Below are 18485 nucleotides of genomic sequence, written 5' to 3'. Positions count from 1 at the left end.
GGCAGTGTGCTCGCCGCACGGTGCGGGCACTGCCGGTTCGAGGGTGCACGACGGACCGCCCGTACGCGCGTCACCTACGCAGTGACGCCAGCCGGCGTCCGGCCGGGCCGAGTGCCCTGCGGCCGTCGGCGGTCTCCTTCCACGGCTCGGCGCGCGCCTGGTCGAGCACGTCGGCGATCGTCCAGCGCCGTGCGGTGAGTCCGGGGTCGTCCAGCTGGTCCCAGCCGACGGGTGTGGCGACCGGGGCGCCGGGCTTGGCCCGCACCGAGTACGGGACGACGGCGGTCTGCGCGTATCCGTTGCGCTGGACGTCGAGGTAGAGGCGGTCCCCGCGCGCCTGTTTGCGTACCGCGGTGGTGAGATGCCGCGGGTCGCGGGCGGCGAGCGTCTCGGCCACCTCCTGCGCGAAGGCCCGGGTCTCGTCGAAGCCGGACGTGCCGGGGAGCGGCACGATGACGTGGAGTCCGCGGGATCCGGTGGTCATCAGCTGGGAGGGCAGGCGCAGTTCGTCGAGGAGTTCGCCGAGCCCGTGGGCGGCGCTGCGGACGGCCTCGAAGTCGTCGCCCGGCGGGTCGAGGTCGAAGACGAGCCGGTCGGGGCGGTCGGGCGCCTTCACGCGGGACTGCCAGCGGTGGAAGGTGACACACGCCTGGCCGACGAGGTACATGAGGGTGGCGGTGGTGTCGCACACGGTGTGCACGACGGTGCCGCCTTCCTTGCCGACCTCCGCCCTGCCGACCCAGTCGGGGTAGTGCTCGGGGGTGTGCTTCTGCATGAACCGGGGGCCGCCGACGCCGTCCGGGTACCGCTCCAGCATCAGCGGCCTGCCGCGCAGGTGGGGAAGCATGTACGGCGCGATGCCGCGGTAGTAGGCGGCGAGGTCCGCCTTGCTGATCCCGTCGTCGGGGAACAGCAGCTTCTCGGCGCGCTTGATCTCGACGCTGCGGCCGCCCGCCGCCACGCGCTGGGTGCTCATGGACTCACCATCGCCTCCGCGACGAGCAGCCGCACGGCGGCGGCGATCGACTCGGCGTCGATGCCCGCCGCGTGCAGTTGCTCCCGGGGCGTGGCGGACGCCGGCACCCCGCGTACTCCGAGGCGGACGAGGCGGGGTGCGGGGCGGCCGTCGCCGAACGCCTCGGCCACCGCGTCACCGAGACCGCCCTCGGAGTGGTGGTCCTCGACGGTCATGAGGCAGCCCGTGTCGTCCGCGGCCGTCTGCAGGGTCGCGGTGTCGACGGGCTTGACGCTGTACGCGTCCACGACACGGACGGCGATGCCTTCGCGTTCGAGTGTGTGGGCGGCGGCCAGCGCCTCGTGCACGGTGACCCCCGCGGCGATGACGCAGGCGCGGTCGCGGCCGGAGGAGCGCAGCACCTTGGAGCCGCCGACGGGGAACTCCTCGTCCCGGCCGTAGAGCACCGGCATGTCGGAGCGGCTGGTGCGCAGGTAGGTGATGTTGGGCAGGTCGGCCATGGCAGCGACGAGGCGGGCGGTCTGCGGGCCGTCGCAGGGGTACAGCACGGTGCTGCCCGGCACCGCGCGGAACAGGGCCAGGTCCTCCAGGCCCATCTGCGAGGGACCGTCCTCGCCGATGGCGACGCCGGCGTGCGAGCCGACGAGGTTGATCGAGGCGCGGCTCACGGCGGCCATGCGGATGAAGTCGTGGGCGCGGGTGAGGAAGGCGGCGAAGGTGCAAGCGAAGGGGACGTAGCCGCGGGCGGCCATGCCGACGGCGGCGGCGACCAACTGCTGTTCGGCGATGTAGCACTGGAAGTAGCGGCCCGGGTGCTCCTTGGCGAACAGGTCGGTGCGGGTGGAGTCGCCGACCTCGGCGTCGAGGGCGACGACGTCGGTGCGTGCGGAGCCGAGGGCGGCGAGAGCCTGCCCGTAGGCGGTGCGGGTGGCGACCTCGGCACCGGTCTCGTACACCGGCAGGGTCAGTCCGCCGCCGCGCCGGTGGAGTACGCGTACCTCGGGCGGGCGTGCCACGTCGATCCGTGCGTCGCGGACGCCGCCGAGTTCCCTGATCGCCTCCTCCGCGTCCGGGAGCGGCTTGCCGTGCTTGCCCTCCTGGTCCTGTACGGCTGCCACCCCGTGGCCCTTGTGGGTGCGGGCGAGCACGGCGGTGGGTCGGCCGGTGGTGGCGTCCGCGTCGGTCAGCGCGGCGTCGACAGCGGCGACGTCGTGTCCGTCGATGCGCAGGGTGTGCCAGCCGAACGCCTCCAGCCGGCGGGCGTAGGCGTCGAGGTCCCAGCCGAACCGGGTGGGGCCCCGCTGTCCGAGCCGGTTGACGTCGACGATCAGGACCAGATTGTCGAGATGCTCGTATGCGGCGTGCTGGACGGCCTCCCACACGGAGCCCTCCGCCATCTCGCTGTCGCCGCACAGGACCCACACCCGGTAGGGGATCTGGTCCAGCCTCTTGCCGGCGAGGGCCATGCCGACGCCGACCGGCAGTCCCTGGCCCAGGGACCCGGTGGCCACGTCCACCCAGGGCAGCCGTGGTGTCGGATGGCCTTCGAGGCGGCTGTCGCGCTTGCGGAACGTGAGCAGCTCCTCCTCGTCGATCGCCCCGGCGGCCCGGTAGAGGGCGTACAGCAGGGGCGACGCGTGGCCCTTGGAGAGCACGAGCCGGTCGTTCCCGGGGTGCTCGGGCCGGGTGAAGTCGTAGCGCAGGTGGCGCGCAAGGAGTACGGCGGCGAGGTCGGCCGCGGACATGGAGGACGTGGGGTGTCCGGAGCCGGCTGCGTCGGCCGCGCGGACCGCGTCGACGCGCAACTGCTGTCCGAACTCCGCCAGTTGTTCGGCCTGGGCTGATGGGACTTGCATCTCTTCGCTCCTTGGAAGGGGTGCCGCGCACGCGGACGTGGGGAGCGCTGTGCGGGTGCCCGCACGTCCGGTGGTCAAACCGGCGGCCCGCCGCCCGGCCTGTGCCGGGCAGCGGCGAAAAGGGCAGGTCACTCGTAGGGGCGGCGGTCCGGCCTCTCGTCGACGACCGGTGTCGAGGGGGGTACGACAACACGGCGGCGCTTGGCGATGCTCGTGAAGGTGGCCACGCCGATGAAGCCGACGGCCATGAGGATCACCCCGATGACGTCGAGGTTCGCGCCCTTGACCTCCCAGTCGGTGGCGAACGTGAGTATTGCCCCGACGGCGATCAGGATGATGCACCCGCCCAGACCCATGCGACTCACCTCTTCTTGTTCTGCTGTCGCGATGCTTGGCTGGTCCGGTGCGGGTACCCGACCGCGGTACGGACATGCCCCGGATAGGGCACACCGCGCAAAGGATCAAGAGCGGACCGGAGAGGGCAAGGTCACAGCCTGTTCCCCTGCTGCACCTTTGCGCTGCTGTCCTAACATCCGAGCATGACGGTCCTCCCCGATGACGGGTTCTCACTGGCCGCCGAGTTCCCGGATGCGACCCATGAGCAGTGGCAGCGCCTGGTCGAAGGCGTGCTGCGCAAATCAGGCAAGGACGCCCAGGGCACGGCGGCCGAGGACGCGCTGTCCACGGCCCTGGAGGACGGGATCACCACCCGTCCCCTGTACACGGCCCGCGACGGTGCGGACAGCTCCGGCCTTCCCGGCTTCGCCCCTTTCACCCGGGGCGGCACGCCCGCGGGCGGGGTGGTGTCCGGCTGGGACGTGCGCCAGCGCCACGACCGGGCCGACCCGGCGGCGGTCAACGACGCGGTGCTCACCGACCTGGAGAACGGCGTCACGTCGCTGTGGCTGGCCGTGGGCGCCTCCGGGCTGCCCGTCGGCGCGCTCGGCGCCGCACTGGACGGCGTCCTGCTCGATCTCGCTCCCGTCGTGCTCGACGCCGGCGAGGAGTTCGAGGCCGCGGCCGAGGCGCTGCTGCGGCTGTACGAGGAGCGCGGGTTCGCCCCCGAGGTGGCGCTCGGCAACCTCGGCGCCGATCCGCTCGGGCTCGCCGCGCGCACCGGCCGGTACGACGGTCTCGACGGCAGGATGGCCGCCGCGGCCGCTCTCGCCGCGCGGTGCGCGGCGTCGTACCCCGGCCTGCGTGCCGTGACCGTGGACGCCCTGCCGTACCACGAGGCGGGCGCGACGGCGGCACAGGAACTGGGCTGCTCCCTGGCGAGCGGGGTCGCGTGGCTGCGTGAGCTGACGGCCGCCGGACTGGGCGTGGACGCCGCCTGCGGACAGCTGGAGTTCCGGTACGCGGCCACCGCCGACCAGTTCCTGACGATCGCGAAGCTGCGCGCCGCGCGGCGGCTGTGGTCCAGTGTCGCCGAGGTGAGCGGTGCCGCCGAGGGCGCCGGGGCGCAGCGTCAGCACGCGGTGACGTCGCCTGTGATGATGACGCGCCGCGATCCGTGGGTGAACATGCTGCGCACCACGGTCGCGTCGCTGGCCGCCGGTGCGGGCGGCGCCGACTCGGTCACCGTGCTGCCTTTCGACCATGCGCTGGGCCTGCCGGACGCGTTCGCGCGCCGGATCGCCCGCAACACGTCCACGATTCTGCTGGAGGAGTCGCACATGGGCCGGGTGATCGACCCGGCGGGCGGCTCCTGGTACGTGGAGCGGCTGACGGACGAGCTGGCGCGTGCCGCGTGGGCGTGGTTCCAGGAGATCGAGCGGGCGGGCGGCCAGGCGGCCGCGCTCCGCGACGGCCTGGTCGGCGAGCGTATCGGTGCCGCGTGGGAGAGCCGCCGCCGTCGGCTCGCCACACGCCGTGAACCGGTCACCGGCGTCAGCGAGTTCCCGCTGCTCGCCGAGGTGCCGGTGGAGCGCGACGCCGCTCCGGCGCGCCCGTCGGGCGGACTGCCGGTGGTGCGCCGCGACGAGGCGTTCGAGGCGCTGCGGGCCCGTTCGGACGCGCACCTGGCGGCCACGGGCGAGCGGCCGAGGGTGTTCCTGGCGGCGCTCGGGCCCGCGTCCGCGCACACCACGCGGGCGACGTTCGCGGCCAACCTGTTCCAGGCGGGCGGCATCGAGCCGGTCCACGACCCGGTGAGCGTCGACGCGGCGTCGGCCGCGGCGGCGTTCACAGCGAGCGGCGCGCAGGTGGCATGTGTGTGCTCCAGCGACGCCGTGTACGCGGAGCAGGCGGGGCCGGTCGCCGAGGCCCTCAAGTCGGCGGGCGCACGGTGGGTGTTCCTCGCCGGCCGCCCCGGCGAGCAGCGTGAGACGTACGAGAAGGCCGGGGTCGACGAGTTCGTCGTCGCGGGCGGTGACGCGGTCGCCGTCCTGGGCTCCGTCCTCGACCGGATCGGAGTGGCGTGATGGGCATCCCTGACTTCACGGGGATCGAGCTGGGCCCCGCCGCCGCGGGCCCGGCGACCGAGGGCGCGTGGCGCGAGGCGGTCGAGGCGGCCACCGGCACGGACGCGGACCAGCTGGTGTGGGAGACGCCGGAGGGGATTCCGGTCAAGCCGCTGTACACGGACGGCGATCTGGAGGGTGTCGACTTCCTCGGCACGTATCCGGGCCTCGCTCCGTTCCTGCGCGGCCCGTACCCGACGATGTACGTCAACCAGCCCTGGACGATCCGCCAGTACGCCGGTTTCTCCACGGCCGAGGAGTCGAACGCCTTCTACCGGCGCAATCTGGCCGCCGGGCAGAAGGGCCTGTCGGTGGCCTTCGACCTGCCGACGCACCGGGGCTACGACAGCGACCATCCCCGGGTGACCGGTGACGTCGGCATGGCCGGTGTGGCGATCGACTCGATCCTGGACATGCGGCAGCTGTTCGACGGCATTCCGCTGGACCGGATGAGCGTGTCGATGACGATGAACGGCGCGGTGCTGCCCGTGCTGGCGCTGTACATCGTGGCCGCCGAGGAGCAGGGCGTACCGCCCGAGAAGCTGGCCGGGACCATCCAGAACGACATCCTCAAGGAGTTCATGGTCCGCAACACCTACATCTATCCGCCGGCTCCCTCGATGCGGATCATCTCGGACATCTTCGCGTACACCTCGCAGAAGATGCCCCGCTACAACTCGATCTCCATCTCCGGCTACCACATCCAGGAGGCCGGAGCGACGGCCGACCTGGAGCTCGCGTACACGCTGGCCGACGGCTTGGAGTACCTGCGGGCCGGTATCGCGGCGGGCATGGACGTGGACGCGTTCGCGCCGCGGCTGTCGTTCTTCTGGGCGATCGGGATGAACTTCTTCATGGAGATCGCCAAGCTGCGCGCGGCGCGGCTGCTGTGGGCGAAACTGGTGAAGGAGTTCGACCCGAAGAACCCCAAGTCGCTGTCGCTGCGCACCCATTCGCAGACGTCGGGCTGGTCGCTCACCGCGCAGGACGTGTTCAACAACGTCACGCGTACCTGTATCGAGGCGATGGCCGCGACGCAGGGGCACACGCAGTCGCTGCACACCAACGCCCTGGACGAGGCGCTGGCCCTGCCGACCGACTTCTCGGCGCGCATCGCCCGCAACACGCAGCTCCTCCTCCAGCAGGAGTCCGGCACGTGCCGGGTCATCGACCCGTGGGGCGGCAGCGCGTACGTGGAGAAGCTGACCCACGATCTCGCGCGCCGGGCCTGGCAGCACATCGAGGAGGTCGAGGCGGCGGGCGGCATGGCGAAGGCCATCGACGCGGGCATCCCCAAGCTGCGGGTCGAGGAGGCCGCCGCGCGGACGCAGGCCCGGATCGACTCCGGCCGCCAGCCGATGATCGGTGTCAACAAGTACCGGGTGGAGTCCGACGAGCAGATCGAGGTCCTCAAGGTCGAGAACTCCCAGGTACGGGCCCAGCAGGTGGAGAAGCTCCGCCGGCTGCGCGCCGAGCGCGACGAGGCGGCCTGCCAGGACGCGCTGCGCGCGCTGACCGCGGCCGCGGAGGCCGGGCCCGCGCGGGACGGCGGCCTGGAGGGCAACCTGCTGGCGCTGGCGGTCGACGCGGCCCGCGCCAAGGCGAGTGTCGGGGAGATCTCCGACGCCCTGGAGAAGGTGTACGGCCGGCACTCGGGCCAGATCCGTACGATCTCGGGCGTGTACCGGAACGAGGCAGGCATGTCACCCGCGGTGGACCGCACCCGTGCCCTGGTGGACGCGTTCGAGGAGGCGGAGGGCCGCAGGCCGCGCATCCTGGTCGCCAAGATGGGGCAGGACGGTCACGACCGCGGCCAGAAGGTGATCGCGACCGCTTTCGCCGACCTCGGTTTCGACGTGGACGTCGGCCCGCTGTTCCAGACGCCGGCCGAGGTGGCCCGGCAGGCGGTCGAGGCGGACGTGCACATCGTGGGCGTCTCGTCGCTGGCCGCGGGGCATCTGACGCTGGTGCCCGCGCTCCGGGAGGAGCTGGCGGCCGAGGGACGCGAGGACATCATGATCGTCGTCGGTGGTGTGATCCCGCCCCAGGACGTCGACGCACTGCACGAGGCGGGCGCGGCGGCGGTGTTCCCGCCGGGGACGGTGATCCCGGACGCGGCCCGTGACCTCGTCGCGACACTGGCCGAGTCGCTCGGCCACGAGTTGTAGGCCATGCCGCCGAAGATCGACATCGACGCCTACGTCAAGGGCGTACGGGACGGGTCGCGGGCGTATGTCGCCCGCGCCGTCACGCTCGTCGAGTCCACCCGCGCCGACCACAAAGTGCTCGCGCAGCAGTTGCTCACCGAGCTGCTGCCGTACGCGGGCACGGCCCGGCGGGTGGGCATCAGCGGTGTGCCCGGCGTCGGCAAGTCCACGTTCATCGACGCGCTCGGCTCGATGCTCACGGGCCTCGGCCACCGGGTGGCCGTGCTCGCCGTCGACCCGTCGTCCACGCGGACCGGCGGCTCCATCCTGGGCGACAAGACCCGGATGGAGCGGCTCGCGACGGACCCGGCCGCGTTCGTGCGGCCCTCCCCCAGCGCGGGCACGCTCGGCGGTGTGGCCAAGGCGACCCGCGAGACGATCATCGTGATGGAGGCCGCCGGGTACGACGTGGTCCTGGTGGAGACGGTCGGTGTGGGCCAGTCGGAGACCGCGGTGGCGGACATGGTCGACTCGTTCCTGCTGCTGAGCCTCGCCCGCACCGGGGACCAGCTCCAGGGCATCAAGAAGGGCGTGCTGGAGCTCGCCGACGTGATCGCCGTGAACAAGGCGGACGGCCCGCACGAGCGCGACGCCCGCTCCGCCGCCCGTGAACTGGCCGGTGCGCTCCGGCTCATGCACCCGGCCGACGCGGCGTGGACTCCCCCGGTGCTGTCGTGCAGCGCCCGCGAGGGCACGGGGCTCGACGCGGTGTGGGAGCGGCTGGAGCAGCACCGGACGGTGCTGGAGTCGACGGGGCGGCTCGCGGCGAAGCGGCGCGAGCAGCAGATCGACTGGACGTGGGCCATGGTCCGCGACGCGCTGGTGGAGCGGCTGCACCGCCACCCGGCCGTCCGGAACCTCGCGCCGGACGTCGAGCGCCGGGTCCGGGAGGGCACGCTGACCGCGACGCTCGCGGCGGAACGCCTGCTCGAAGCGTTCGCACGGCCGCAGTAGAGGCCTCGCCGGCGCTCCCACATGCCGGGAGCCGGGTGCGGTCCGCCGTCCGCACCCGGCCTCATCCCATCGGCCGCTCGACCGGACGGCCGAGTCCCCGCCAAGCCGCGCTCCAAACCTCCGGGCCGGCGGTGGTGTCGCCCCTGGGGCTCCGGGTACTCGCCCTGGTCAAGCAGCCGACGGGACAGAGCGAGGAGCGTTCATCATGCGGATCGCATTTCTGACGGCCCACGAGGGCGTGGAGCAGATCGAGCTCACCGACCCGTGGAAGGCCGCGCAGGACGCGGGCCACGAGCCGAGGCTGATCGCGACGCGCCCCGGAACGGTGCAGGCCTTCCATCATTTCGACAAGGCGGACACCTTCCCGGTGGACGAGACGGTGTCCGACGCCTCCGCGGACGACTACGACGCGCTGGTGCTGCCCGGCGGCGTGGCGAACCCGGACGCCCTGCGCATGGACGGCAAGGCGGTTGCCTTCGTCCGGTCCTTCTTCGAGGCGGGCAAGCCGGTCGCCGCGATCTGCCACGCCCCCTGGACGCTGGTCGAGGCCGAAGTCGTACGCGGGCGCACGCTGACGTCCTGGCCCAGCCTGCGCACCGACATCCGGAACGCGGGCGGCGACTGGGTCGACGAAAGGGTCCAGGTGTGCCAGGCCGCGCCGAGCACGCTGATCACCAGCCGCAAGCCGGGCGATCTCAAGGCGTTCTGCGAGGCGTTCACCACCGAGTTCGCGCGCGGCGTCGCCGCCGCGCACTGATCCCTGCGGGGGCCGGGGCCCGCTGTGGCCAGGGCCCCGGCCTCAGTCAGCCCTAGGGCTGCTGTGGCGGGAGCGGGCGCCCTCGCGAGTACGCCCCGAGGCGACCGGGCGCTCGGGGTGCCGGCGCAGGTACTCGGCCTCCAGGTCCTTCATCCGCACGTCGTGCGCCGCGAACGCGGCCTCCGATCCGTACAGCAGCGTGTCGTGGCGGCTGCGGTGGATGCTCTCCAGCTCGCGCAGCAGGTCCTGCTCGCCCAGGCGTGCCGGGTCGACGCCCTGGTGGCCGTGGTGCTCGGTCTCCTTCACGGCGAACCGTCCCTTCCGATTCTCGCTGTGCCCCGCGCCGCCTCGGCGGCGCGGACCGGCGTGTGTCCCGCCACCTCGCGGGTACCCGCTCGTGACGCGATATCCGGCCTCCGAGGGAGGAAAGACCATGGAGCCGGCGTTTCCCACCCCTCTCCACGAGCGTCCCGGACCGTGGGCGAGCGTGCAGGCCGAGACGGGACGGTGAGCGGACATGATGTCGAAGACCGCGGCCCCGGCCGAGCAGCGCGAGGTGCTGCGGGTGCTGCTCGACGAGCACGGCAGCACCTACGCCGAGGAGGCCGGGATCCGGCTGCGGGACACACCCCAGCCGCTGTACCGGCTGCTGGTGCTGACCGCATTGCTGAGCGCCCGTATCCGCAGCTCGGCCGCGGTCGCCTCCGCGCGTGAGCTGAGCGGGGCGGGCATGCGCAGCGCACGCGCGATGGCCGACGCGTCCTGGCAGGACAGGGTCGACGCCCTCGGCAGGGGCGGCTACCGGCGGTACGACGAGAGCACGGCCACACAGCTGGGCAAGGCGGCCGAGCTGGTGCTCGAGAAGTACGGCGGAGACCTGCGCCGGATGCGTGAGGAGGCCGGCAAGGACGCCGGGGAGCTGCGGAAACTGTTGCGTGAGGTGCCCGGTCTCGGACCGGCCGGGGTGGAGATCTTCCTGCGCGAGGTGCAGGACGTGTGGCCGGAGGCGGGTCCGCTGCTGGACGACAAGGCGCTGGACGGTGCCCGCCGACTGGGCCTGCCCGCAGACGCGGAAGCCCTTCTGAAGACCGCCCGGGACCTGAAGTCCGCGCGGCACAACGACCCGGCGCATCTCGCGGCGGCGCTGGTCCGGGCGGCGGTGGACACCGAGGTCGCCGATGAGGTGACGTCGCGGGCCGGTGAAAAGACCACCAAGAGCTGAGCGGGTCAGGGGCCGGCGGCGAGAAGCCGACGCGTTCGGCCGACCGGGTGACAGGGATGCACCCGGCCGGCCGGATCGTGGGCAGTGACCTGGATCGTGGGCAGTGACCTGGGGGAAGAGGCCGGTCACTTGCCGAGGGAGCGCTTCAGCTCGTCCTTGTTCATGGAGGAGCGGCCGTGCACGTTACGGCGCTGCGCCTCCGCGTACAGCTGGTCGTACGTGGGGCCTTCGGAGCCCTTTCCCGAACGCTTCCCGCCCCGGCTCGAGGAGGACATGTCCTGCGTGGACGTCTTGCTCGCCGTACGGGACTCGCCCGAGCGGGCCCGCTCCTTGTTGACCGTGCGTGCCGCGATCTCCTTGGCGCGCTTGCCGCTCTCTCCGCGCTGCTCGGCGCTCTCCTTGATGTGCTCGTACTGCCGTTCCCTCTTGGAACTGGAACCGCGGGGCATGACTACTCCTTCGACCGGGACGGAATCCGACCCGTCCACCGTGCGCCGCACCGAACGGTGGCGCAATCGCCGTGGCCGGACGCTGCGGCGATCGGGTACTGCGGGTACCCGCGCCGTCCTGCGGCAATCCCGCACCACCGGCACATCGGCACACCGGCCCCTCGGCGCACATGTGCCACGCCCCCCGGCCGCGCGTAAACTCCACAGCGGGCGGCGACCGTTCCCCGGTCGCCCCTGCTGCCCGAGAGGGGAGTGGTCGAGACGATGCCTGCGCACGGGCCCTTCGAAGGCGGCGGCGGGCACAACCACACGCCGGCCGTCCTCCAGCGGCTCACCGAGGAGAACGCGGCGCTGCGGGACGACATCACCCGGCGGCATCTGACCGATCTGGCCACCGGCATCCTCGCCGCGCAGCTGCAGACCTCGCCGTCCGAGGCCGCCGAGCATCTGGCGCGCCTGGCCCGGTCCGCCGTGCTGAGCCGGGAGGACATCGCCGCCGACATCGTCAACGGTGTGGCCGGGTCCCTCGCCGTGTCCGCGCCGCCCTCCCGCACGGACGGGAGCACCCTGTGGACCGATGCCCGCCGGCTGCGCCAGGTCACGGCCTCGGCGGAGGCCGAGGAGTCCGTGTCCCGCGGCGCTGCCACGCTGCTGGAGGGCGGGCTGCGTCCGCTGGGGGTGGAGGCACTGTGGCTGTGGCGGCTGACGGAGTCCGGCTGCCTGGAGCTGATGGGGCATGCGGGAGTCGGTGCGCTGGAGGCGGCCCAGTGGCGGTGGATCCCGCCGGCCGCGCCGCTGCCGGTGCGCACGGCACTGCTGGACGGTGAACCGGTCTGGCTGCCGTCCGGGGTCTCCGACGGGCACGTGCTGCCGGGCCCCTCCACGCGGGCGGCGCGGGCGCTCCTCCCGCTGCGGGTGCGCGGCTCCGCGGTGGGGCTGGCCCTGGCCGTCTGGCCGGACAGCGCCGAACTGGACGAACAGGTACGGGTCATGGTGCCGGCCCTCGTCGAGGTCGCGGGCCGGCTGCTGGGCGCGGCGGCGGAGCCGCCCGCCGACATGCCCGCGCTCGACGACCTGCTGGACTGCCTCGTCCATCCGGCCATGACGCTGCACCGGGACTCCGGCGCCTCGGGGCTGACGGTCGAGCATGTGAACCCGCAGGCGGCCGAGGCACTCGGCGGGGCCCACCGCGTGGCGGGCCGTCCGATCGAGGTGGCGTTCCCTCTGGTGCACCGGGACCTGTCGGCGATGGCCCGGCGCGCCCAGTACGCGGGCTTCCTCCAGCGGGCGGCGCGGCTGCCCGCCGAGCACAACGGTGATTCCCCCGCTCCCCTGCTCGACGTGCGGGTCCTGCCTGCGGGCCGGGACCGGGTGGTCGTCCTGTGGCACACGGCGAGCGACCGCCGCACGGCGGTGGGCCGGGCGGTGGGGCGTCTGCAGGGGCTCGCGCTGTTCGAGGACGACCTGACGACAGGCCGGACGACGTGGACCGAGCAGACGTACGCGATCTTCGACATGCCCCGGGACGCGGCGCCGGTCCCCCTGTCCGAGCTGGGTTCGCGCGTGCATCCCGAGGACGCGGCCGACCTCGCGGAACTGCTCACCGACGTGGTGGAGCGGCGCAAGGGTGCCGCGGCGGTGGTCCGGGTGCTGCGGCACGACGGCGGTCCACGCCATGTGCGGATCGCCGCCGAGCCGCTGCTGCGCGAGTCCGTGCTCACCGGGATCACGGGCGTCTACCAGGACATCTCCGCCGAGTACCACACCGAGGTCGCGCTCACCGCGACGTTCGACCAGCTCAACGCCGTGCGCGCGCAGGCCGTGCTGCGGCACCGGCTGGTGCTCCAGCTGCAGCAGGCGATCGTGCCCGAGATCCCGTCACCGGCCATGCTGCCGGGGCTGAGCGCGGCGGCCCGTTACCGCCCGGCGGCGGCGGAGTACCGGGTCGGCGGTGACTGGTACGACATCCTGCCGCTGCCGGACGGGCGGGTGCTCATGGCGGTGGGCGATGTCGCGGGACACGGGATCGACTCGGCGACCGGCATGGTCGCTCTGCGCAACGCGCTGCGGGGCCTTGCGGTCACGGGCCATGCCCCCGGCCGGCTCATGGGCTGGCTCAACGAGGTGACCCTGCACGCGCCGGGGCATCCCACGGCGACGGCGGTGTGCGCGCTGTACGACCCCTCTGACCGGGTCCTGCGCTGGGCGAGCGCCGGCCATCTGCCGTTGCTGCTGGTCCGCGAGGGCCGGGCGCGGCTGCTGGAACCGCCGCACGACATCCTGCTGGGCGCCCTGCCGTCGCCCTCGTACGAGGAGCGGACGACCCAACTGGTCCACGGTGACACGCTGTTGATGTTCACGGACGGCCTCATCGAGCGGCGGCACGACGGCCTGGACAAGGGGCTGGACGCCCTGCGGCTGACCGCCGAGGAACTCGGCCCGTGCACCGTGGAGGAACAGGTGGACCGGCTGCTCGGCGGCGCCACCGGGGACACGGACGACGACACCAGCCTGATCGCCATCCGCCTGGGCTGACGGCCCGCCGCTCGTGTCGCGTGGTCACGCGCCGGGAGGGCGTCCCAGCCGGGTCCGGATCTTGGCCAGCAGTTCGATGGCGTCCACGGGCTTGGCCACGTAGTCGTCCGCGCCGGCGGCGAGCGCCTCGGCCCGGTCGCCCGGCATGGCCTTGGCGGTGACGACGATGACCGGCACGTGTGCGGCGCGGGGGAGGTCCCGCATGGCGGCCATCGTGGCGTATCCGTCCATGCCGGCCATCATCACGTCCATCACGACGAGTTCGATCTCGTCGTGGGTCCGCAGCAGTTCGACGCCGTCCCTGCCGTTGCCCGCCGTCAGGACGCTGATGCCCTCCCTTTCGAGGATCTCGGTGAGCGCGAACACGTTGCGGACGTCGTCGTCCACGACCAGGACCGTGTGTCCGGCGGCCGGCGAGCCCGCGGCGGCCACCCCGGTCTCCTCCCGTTCGGTGCCGGTCTCCGTGGAAACGTCCGACGAGCCACCGCGCCCGTGGACCGGCAGGTAGAGGGTGAAGCAGCTGCCGCGTCCCGGGGTGCTGTCCACCTCGATCACGCCGCCCAGCAGGCTGGCGACCTCCCGGCTGATGGACAGGCCGAGGCCGGTGCCGCCGTAGTGGCGTGAGGTGGTGCCGTCGCCCTGCTGGAAGGCACCGAACATGCTCTCCAGGCGGTCGGCGGGGATTCCGATGCCGGTGTCGCGGACATGGAAGGCGACGACCTCCCCCGTGCCGCGCAGGGGCGCGGGCACCTTGTCCGCGGGGACGCTCGCGACGCGCAGTTCGACCTGGCCCTCCTCGGTGAACTTCAGCGCGTTGGACAGCAGGTTGCGCAGGACCTGGCGCAGTCGCGACTCGTCGGTGGTCAGCCGGTCGGGGGTGCCGGGTTCCGCGATCACCTCGAAGGCGAGTTGGCGCTCCCCGGCGACGTGCCGGAAGGTGGCCTCGACGTACTCCATGAGGTCCGCGAGCGCGAAAGTGGCCGGGTGGACGGGCATCTTGCCGGCCTCGACCTTCGACAGGTCCAGGATGTCGTTGATGAGCTGGAGCAGGTCGGAGCCGGCGGAGTGGATGACCTGCGCGTAGTCGACCTGCTTGTCGGTCAGGTTGCCCTCGACGTTCTGCGCGAGGAGCTGGGCCAGGATGAGCAGGCTGTTGAGCGGCGTGCGCAGTTCGTGGCTCATGTTGGCCAGGAACTCCGATTTGTACATCGAGGTCCGGGACAACTGCTGGGCGCGGGCCTCCAGTTCCTGGCGGGCCTGTTCGATCTCCAGGTTCTTGCGCTCGATGTCGCGGTTGCGGTCGGCCAGCAGGGCCGCCTTCTCCTTGAGCTCGGCGTTGGAGCGCTGCAGCTCGTCCTGACGTGCCGTCAGCTCCTTGGAGCGCGCGCTGAGTTCGGCGGTGAGCCGCTGCGACTGCTCCAGCAGTTCGTCGGTGCGGGTGTTGGCGAGGAGGGTGCTGACGTTGACGCCGACGCTCTCGATGAACTGGTCGAGGAAGTCGCGGTGGACGACGGTCGGCGGTCGGACGGCGGCGAGTTCGATGACTGCGAGCACCTGCTCCTCGAGGACCACGGGCAGCACGACCAGATGGCTCGGGTCGGTGCCGCCCGTGCCGGTGGTGACGGTGGCGTAGCCGGGCGGCAGGTCGTGCACCTCGACGGGGCGGCGGCTTCGTGCGGCCTGGCCGACGAGGCCCTGGCCGACGCGGAAGCGGCGCGGCGGCGCGTCCGGGCCCTCGGGAGAGCCGTACGAGGCGATCATGACGAGCTCGGGCCCGTCGGGTCCCTCCTCGGCGAGGAAGAAGCCGCCGTACTGGGCCCGGACCAGCGGCGGGAGCTCCTCCATGATCCGTTCGGCGACGACGTCGAGGTTGCGGGTGCCCTGCATCAGGCCGGACATCCTGGCCAGGTTGGTCTTGAGCCAGTCCTGCTCCTCGTTGGCGCGGATGGTGGCGCGCAGGGACTCCACCATCGCGTTGATGTTGTCCTTGAGTTCGCCGACCTCGCCGGGGGCCTCGACGGTGATGGAGCGGGTGAGGTCGCCCTCGGCGACGGCGCTGGTGACCTCGGCGATGGCGCGGACCTGGCGGGTCAGGTTGCCGGCGAGTTCGTTGACGTTCTCGGTGAGCCGTTTCCAGGTGCCCGAGACGCCCTCCACCTCCGCCTGCCCGCCGAGCCGGCCCTCGCTGCCGACCTCGCGCGCCACCCGGGTGACCTCGGCCGCGAACGAGGACAGCTGGTCGACCATCGTGTTGATGGTGGTCTTCAGCTCCAGGATCTCGCCCCGGGCATCGACGTCGATCTTGCGGGTGAGGTCGCCACGGGCGACGGCCGTGGTGACCTCGGCGATGTTGCGCACCTGGTTGGTGAGGTTGTTCGCCATGGAGTTGACGTTGTCGGTGAGGTCCTTCCAGGTGCCCGAGACGCCGTGGACGGTGGCCTGTCCCCCGAGGTTTCCGTCGGTACCGACCTCGCGGGCCACCCGGGAGACCTCCTCGGCGAACGAGGAGAGCCGGTCGACCATCGTGTTGATGGTGGTCTTCAGCTCCAGGATCTCGCCCCGGGCATCGACGTCGATCTTGCGGGTGAGGTCGCCGCGGGCGACGGCGGTGGCGACCTGGGCGATCGCGCGCACCTGGGAGGTGAGGTTGTCGGCCATGGTGTTCACGCCGGAGGTCAGCTCGCTCCACGCTCCGCTGACCCGCGGTTCGCGTGCCTGGCCGCCGAGCAGCCCTTGGCCGCCGACCTCGCGGGCGACGCGGGTGACCTCCGAGGTCACCAGCGACAGCTGCTCGACCATGTCGTTGTAGATCCCCGCGATCTCACCGAGCAGGCCCGAGGAATCGCTCGGCAACCGGACGGAGAGGTCTCCGTCGCGTACGGCGATGAGGCCGGCCAGCAGTTTCCTCAGCCCCTCCTCGCTCAGCTCGGCCGGTGGCCGGGCCTCGTCCTGGCCGGGCGTGGGGGCGGACACATCCATCGCAGACCTCGTGCTGTGGGGGGCGCGGCACCGCAGGCCATGCGGCCGGGCGGCGTCGTCTACGGCTTCCTCCACTGTGGCACGCAGGCATGGGCGGGACACCCCAGCGGGAGTGCTCGCGGCCGGGGGCTCTCACTCGGGGAGGTCGACGGCGAACCACACCGTCTTGCCGGTGCCGTGCCGTGCCCATCCCCAGTCGGCGGAGAGCCGCTCCAGCAGGTAGAGGCCGTGCCCCGAGGAGCGGGACGCGCGGTGCGGGAGGGGGCGGGGTCGGACCGCGCTGGTGTCGCTGACCTGCACCCAGATGCGGCCGGGGCCGCGGTCGAGTTCGAGCTCGTACGGAAAGCCACCGTGCCGGCACGCGTTGGTGACCACCTCGGACACCAGCAGCAGCACGTCACCGACCGCCACCGCCGCGTCCGGCCGGGTCAGCGGGAACCAGTCGTACAGGGCCTGGCGCGTCAGGTCGCGGCAGCGCGCCACGACCCCGGGTCCGCCGTCGAGGGCGAACCGGCGGCCGGTCGAGACCGGGCTCAGTTCCGGTGGGCTTCCCATACGGTGCCAGTGCCCAGCAAATCGGCTTCAAAGCACGCAAAATGGGGAATGCCTACCAGAACAGGGATTCGCCCGACGGTCCCGCTGCAGCCGACAGCGCCGGCCTCGCCCCCGTCGAAGGAAACCCGATGTCCAGCCCCACAGAAACCCCGCCTCCCCACGCACCGGCCGCGTCGCCGTGGCCCGGACGGGCCGCCCGCACCGCGGTGGCCGGGCTGCCGGAGATCCGTGATCCGCGGGCTGTCGGTCCCGCGGACGCCCGTCCGCTCTCCACGGCGCTTCTGCAGCGCCTGGCCGAGCTCGACGAAGGCTCCGCGGAGTACGCGTACGTCCGCAACACGCTGGTCGAGCTCAACCTGAGCCTGGTGAAATTCGCGGCGGCGCGGTTCGGCAACCGGGCCGAGCCGATGGACGACATCATCCAGGTCGGCACGATCGGCCTCATCAAGGCGATCAACCGGTTCGACGTGCACCGCGAGGTCGAGTTCGCCTCCTTCGCGCTGCCCACCGTGATCGGGGAGATCAAACGGTACTTCCGCGACTCCAGCTGGTCGGTCCGCGTCCCGCGGCGTCTGCAGGAGCTGCGCATCGACCTCGCGAAGGCGCTCGACGTGCTGGAGCAGCAGCTCGGCCGCAGGCCGACCACCGCAGAGCTGGCCGCGCATCTGCACGTCAGTGAGGAGGAGGTGCTGGAGGGCGAGCGCGCGTCCAACGGCTACACCGCCCAGTCGCTGGACACGGCGGTCAACGAGGAGGACACGTCCACCGGCGTCTCGCGCCGTCTGGGCGTGGAGGACCCCGCTTTCGACATCGTGGAGTCCATGGAAGCGCTCAAGCCCCTCATCGCGATGCTGGACGAGCGCGACCGGCTCATCCTGTCCCTGCGGTTCCGTGAGGAGCTCACCCAGGCGGAGATAGGCGAGCGGCTGGGCATCTCGCAGATGCACGTCTCCCGCCTGCTCGCGCGGATCCTCGCCACGCTGCGCGAAGGGATCATGGCCTGACCGGCTGCCCTGACCGGCCGCGACGGGTTTCACGGCCCGAGCGGTCCCGTCGGTGCCGCGCCGCCCGCTGCTCTGCCGCGGCGGGCGGGCGGGGGGACGGGGACCTCGACCCAGACCACCTTCCCCGAGCCGCGGCGTTCCGAGCCCCAGTCGTGGGCCAGACGTTCCAGGATGATCAGGCCGTGGCCGCCGGGCTGCGTGAGGTCGTTAGGCACGCGGCGGCGCGGCGGCTCGGGGCTGGGGTCCGCGACCTCGATCCGCAGCCGCGGCCCGGCCTGGTGGAGCACGAGCTCCCGCGGGCCGCCCGCGTGCAGGCACGCGTTGGTCACGATCTCGGAGACGAGCAGCAGCACGTCCTCGACGACTTCACCGTTCTCGTCGTCGAGTCCGATCAGGTCCCTGGCCTCGGTCCATCCCCAGTCGTACAGCGCGTCCTGCGTGAAGTCGCGGCACCGGCTCACCACGCCCTGCGTGCCGTACAGCGCCAGCCTCCGGGTCTGGCCCGGGCCGCGGAGGGTCGTGTTCATCG

General features: G+C 72.4%; 15 protein-coding genes. 7 read left to right on the top strand and 8 right to left on the bottom strand.

The annotated features are described in order from the left end of the window. Window positions 1-70 precede the first annotated feature (70 nt). From ligD to ACF08N_RS32270, 3 genes are all read right to left on the bottom strand, one after another. Window positions 71-976 carry a non-homologous end-joining DNA ligase gene (gene ligD, locus ACF08N_RS32280; protein WP_392328269.1) on the bottom strand — a complete coding sequence of 302 codons (906 nt, stop codon included), beginning with the start codon at window positions 974-976 and terminating at the stop codon, window positions 71-73. Beyond that, the gene (locus tag ACF08N_RS32275) at window positions 973-2832 is read right to left on the bottom strand and encodes a transketolase (RefSeq protein WP_392328268.1); all 1860 of its coding nucleotides are present in this window, start codon (window positions 2830-2832) and stop codon (window positions 973-975) included. Before ACF08N_RS32275 ends, ligD begins: the two co-directional genes overlap by 4 nt. 128 nt (window positions 2833-2960) lie before the next feature. Further along, window positions 2961-3188: a DUF6458 family protein gene (locus tag ACF08N_RS32270; protein ID WP_392328267.1), complete on the bottom strand. Its 228-nt coding sequence runs from the start codon at window positions 3186-3188 to the stop codon at window positions 2961-2963. Window positions 3189-3371: 183 nt separating this feature from the next. Here ACF08N_RS32270 and ACF08N_RS32265 point away from each other — a divergent pair, with 183 nt between their 5' ends. From ACF08N_RS32265 to ACF08N_RS32250, 4 genes are all read left to right on the top strand, one after another. Next, on the top strand, window positions 3372-5255 hold the full coding sequence (locus ACF08N_RS32265) for a methylmalonyl-CoA mutase family protein (protein WP_392328266.1): 1884 nt from the start codon (window positions 3372-3374) through the stop codon (window positions 5253-5255). Continuing rightward, window positions 5255-7462, top strand: coding sequence for a methylmalonyl-CoA mutase (gene scpA, locus ACF08N_RS32260; RefSeq protein ID WP_392328265.1), 2208 nt, complete (start codon window positions 5255-5257; stop codon window positions 7460-7462). The genes ACF08N_RS32265 and scpA overlap by 1 nt, the downstream gene beginning before the upstream one ends. Before the next feature lie 3 nt (window positions 7463-7465). Beyond that, the gene (meaB, locus tag ACF08N_RS32255; protein ID WP_392328264.1) at window positions 7466-8455 is read left to right on the top strand and encodes a methylmalonyl Co-A mutase-associated GTPase MeaB; all 990 of its coding nucleotides are present in this window, start codon (window positions 7466-7468) and stop codon (window positions 8453-8455) included. A 205-nt stretch (window positions 8456-8660) separates the two neighbouring features. Further along, complete coding sequence (locus ACF08N_RS32250) at window positions 8661-9212, top strand: type 1 glutamine amidotransferase domain-containing protein (protein WP_392328263.1); 552 nt, start codon at window positions 8661-8663, stop codon at window positions 9210-9212. A gap of 42 nt (window positions 9213-9254) precedes the next feature. Here the strand turns inward: ACF08N_RS32250 and ACF08N_RS32245 are convergent, their stop codons facing one another. Then, the gene (locus tag ACF08N_RS32245; protein WP_392328262.1) at window positions 9255-9518 is read right to left on the bottom strand and encodes a DUF6158 family protein; all 264 of its coding nucleotides are present in this window, start codon (window positions 9516-9518) and stop codon (window positions 9255-9257) included. A gap of 211 nt (window positions 9519-9729) precedes the next feature. Between ACF08N_RS32245 and ACF08N_RS32240 the strand changes: the two genes are divergently transcribed. After that, window positions 9730-10434, top strand: a complete 705-nt coding sequence (locus tag ACF08N_RS32240) for an endonuclease (RefSeq protein ID WP_392328261.1) — start codon at window positions 9730-9732, stop codon at window positions 10432-10434. Between the two features lie 125 nt (window positions 10435-10559). Here the strand turns inward: ACF08N_RS32240 and ACF08N_RS32235 are convergent, their stop codons facing one another. Further along, window positions 10560-10883 (bottom strand): plasmid stabilization protein, encoded by a 324-nt coding sequence (locus ACF08N_RS32235; protein ID WP_392328260.1) that lies wholly within the window; start codon window positions 10881-10883, stop codon window positions 10560-10562. 264 nt (window positions 10884-11147) lie between these two features. On the opposite strand from ACF08N_RS32235, the gene ACF08N_RS32230 reads away from it, so the two are divergent. Beyond that, the gene (locus ACF08N_RS32230) at window positions 11148-13418 is read left to right on the top strand and encodes a SpoIIE family protein phosphatase (protein WP_392328259.1); all 2271 of its coding nucleotides are present in this window, start codon (window positions 11148-11150) and stop codon (window positions 13416-13418) included. A gap of 24 nt (window positions 13419-13442) precedes the next feature. Here the strand turns inward: ACF08N_RS32230 and ACF08N_RS32225 are convergent, their stop codons facing one another. Both ACF08N_RS32225 and ACF08N_RS32220 read right to left on the bottom strand, forming a co-directional pair. Beyond that, entirely contained in the window at window positions 13443-16397 is a 2955-nt protein-coding gene (locus ACF08N_RS32225) for a HAMP domain-containing protein (protein WP_392328258.1), read from the bottom strand. A 132-nt stretch (window positions 16398-16529) separates the two neighbouring features. Next, window positions 16530-16952, bottom strand: coding sequence for an ATP-binding protein (locus ACF08N_RS32220; protein ID WP_392328257.1), 423 nt, complete (start codon window positions 16950-16952; stop codon window positions 16530-16532). Window positions 16953-17080: 128 nt separating this feature from the next. Here ACF08N_RS32220 and ACF08N_RS32215 point away from each other — a divergent pair, with 128 nt between their 5' ends. Then, window positions 17081-17956: a SigB/SigF/SigG family RNA polymerase sigma factor gene (locus ACF08N_RS32215; protein WP_392328256.1), complete on the top strand. Its 876-nt coding sequence runs from the start codon at window positions 17081-17083 to the stop codon at window positions 17954-17956. Window positions 17957-17985: 29 nt separating this feature from the next. On the opposite strand, the gene ACF08N_RS32210 is transcribed toward ACF08N_RS32215, so the two are convergent. After that, the gene (locus ACF08N_RS32210; protein WP_392328255.1) at window positions 17986-18483 is read right to left on the bottom strand and encodes an ATP-binding protein; all 498 of its coding nucleotides are present in this window, start codon (window positions 18481-18483) and stop codon (window positions 17986-17988) included. Window positions 18484-18485 lie beyond the last annotated feature (2 nt).

It is taken from the genome of Streptomyces sp. NPDC015127 (assembly GCF_043080095.1).
Lineage (GTDB): Bacteria > Actinomycetota > Actinomycetes > Streptomycetales > Streptomycetaceae > Streptomyces.
This window is presented reverse-complemented; position numbering and strand designations above follow the sequence as displayed.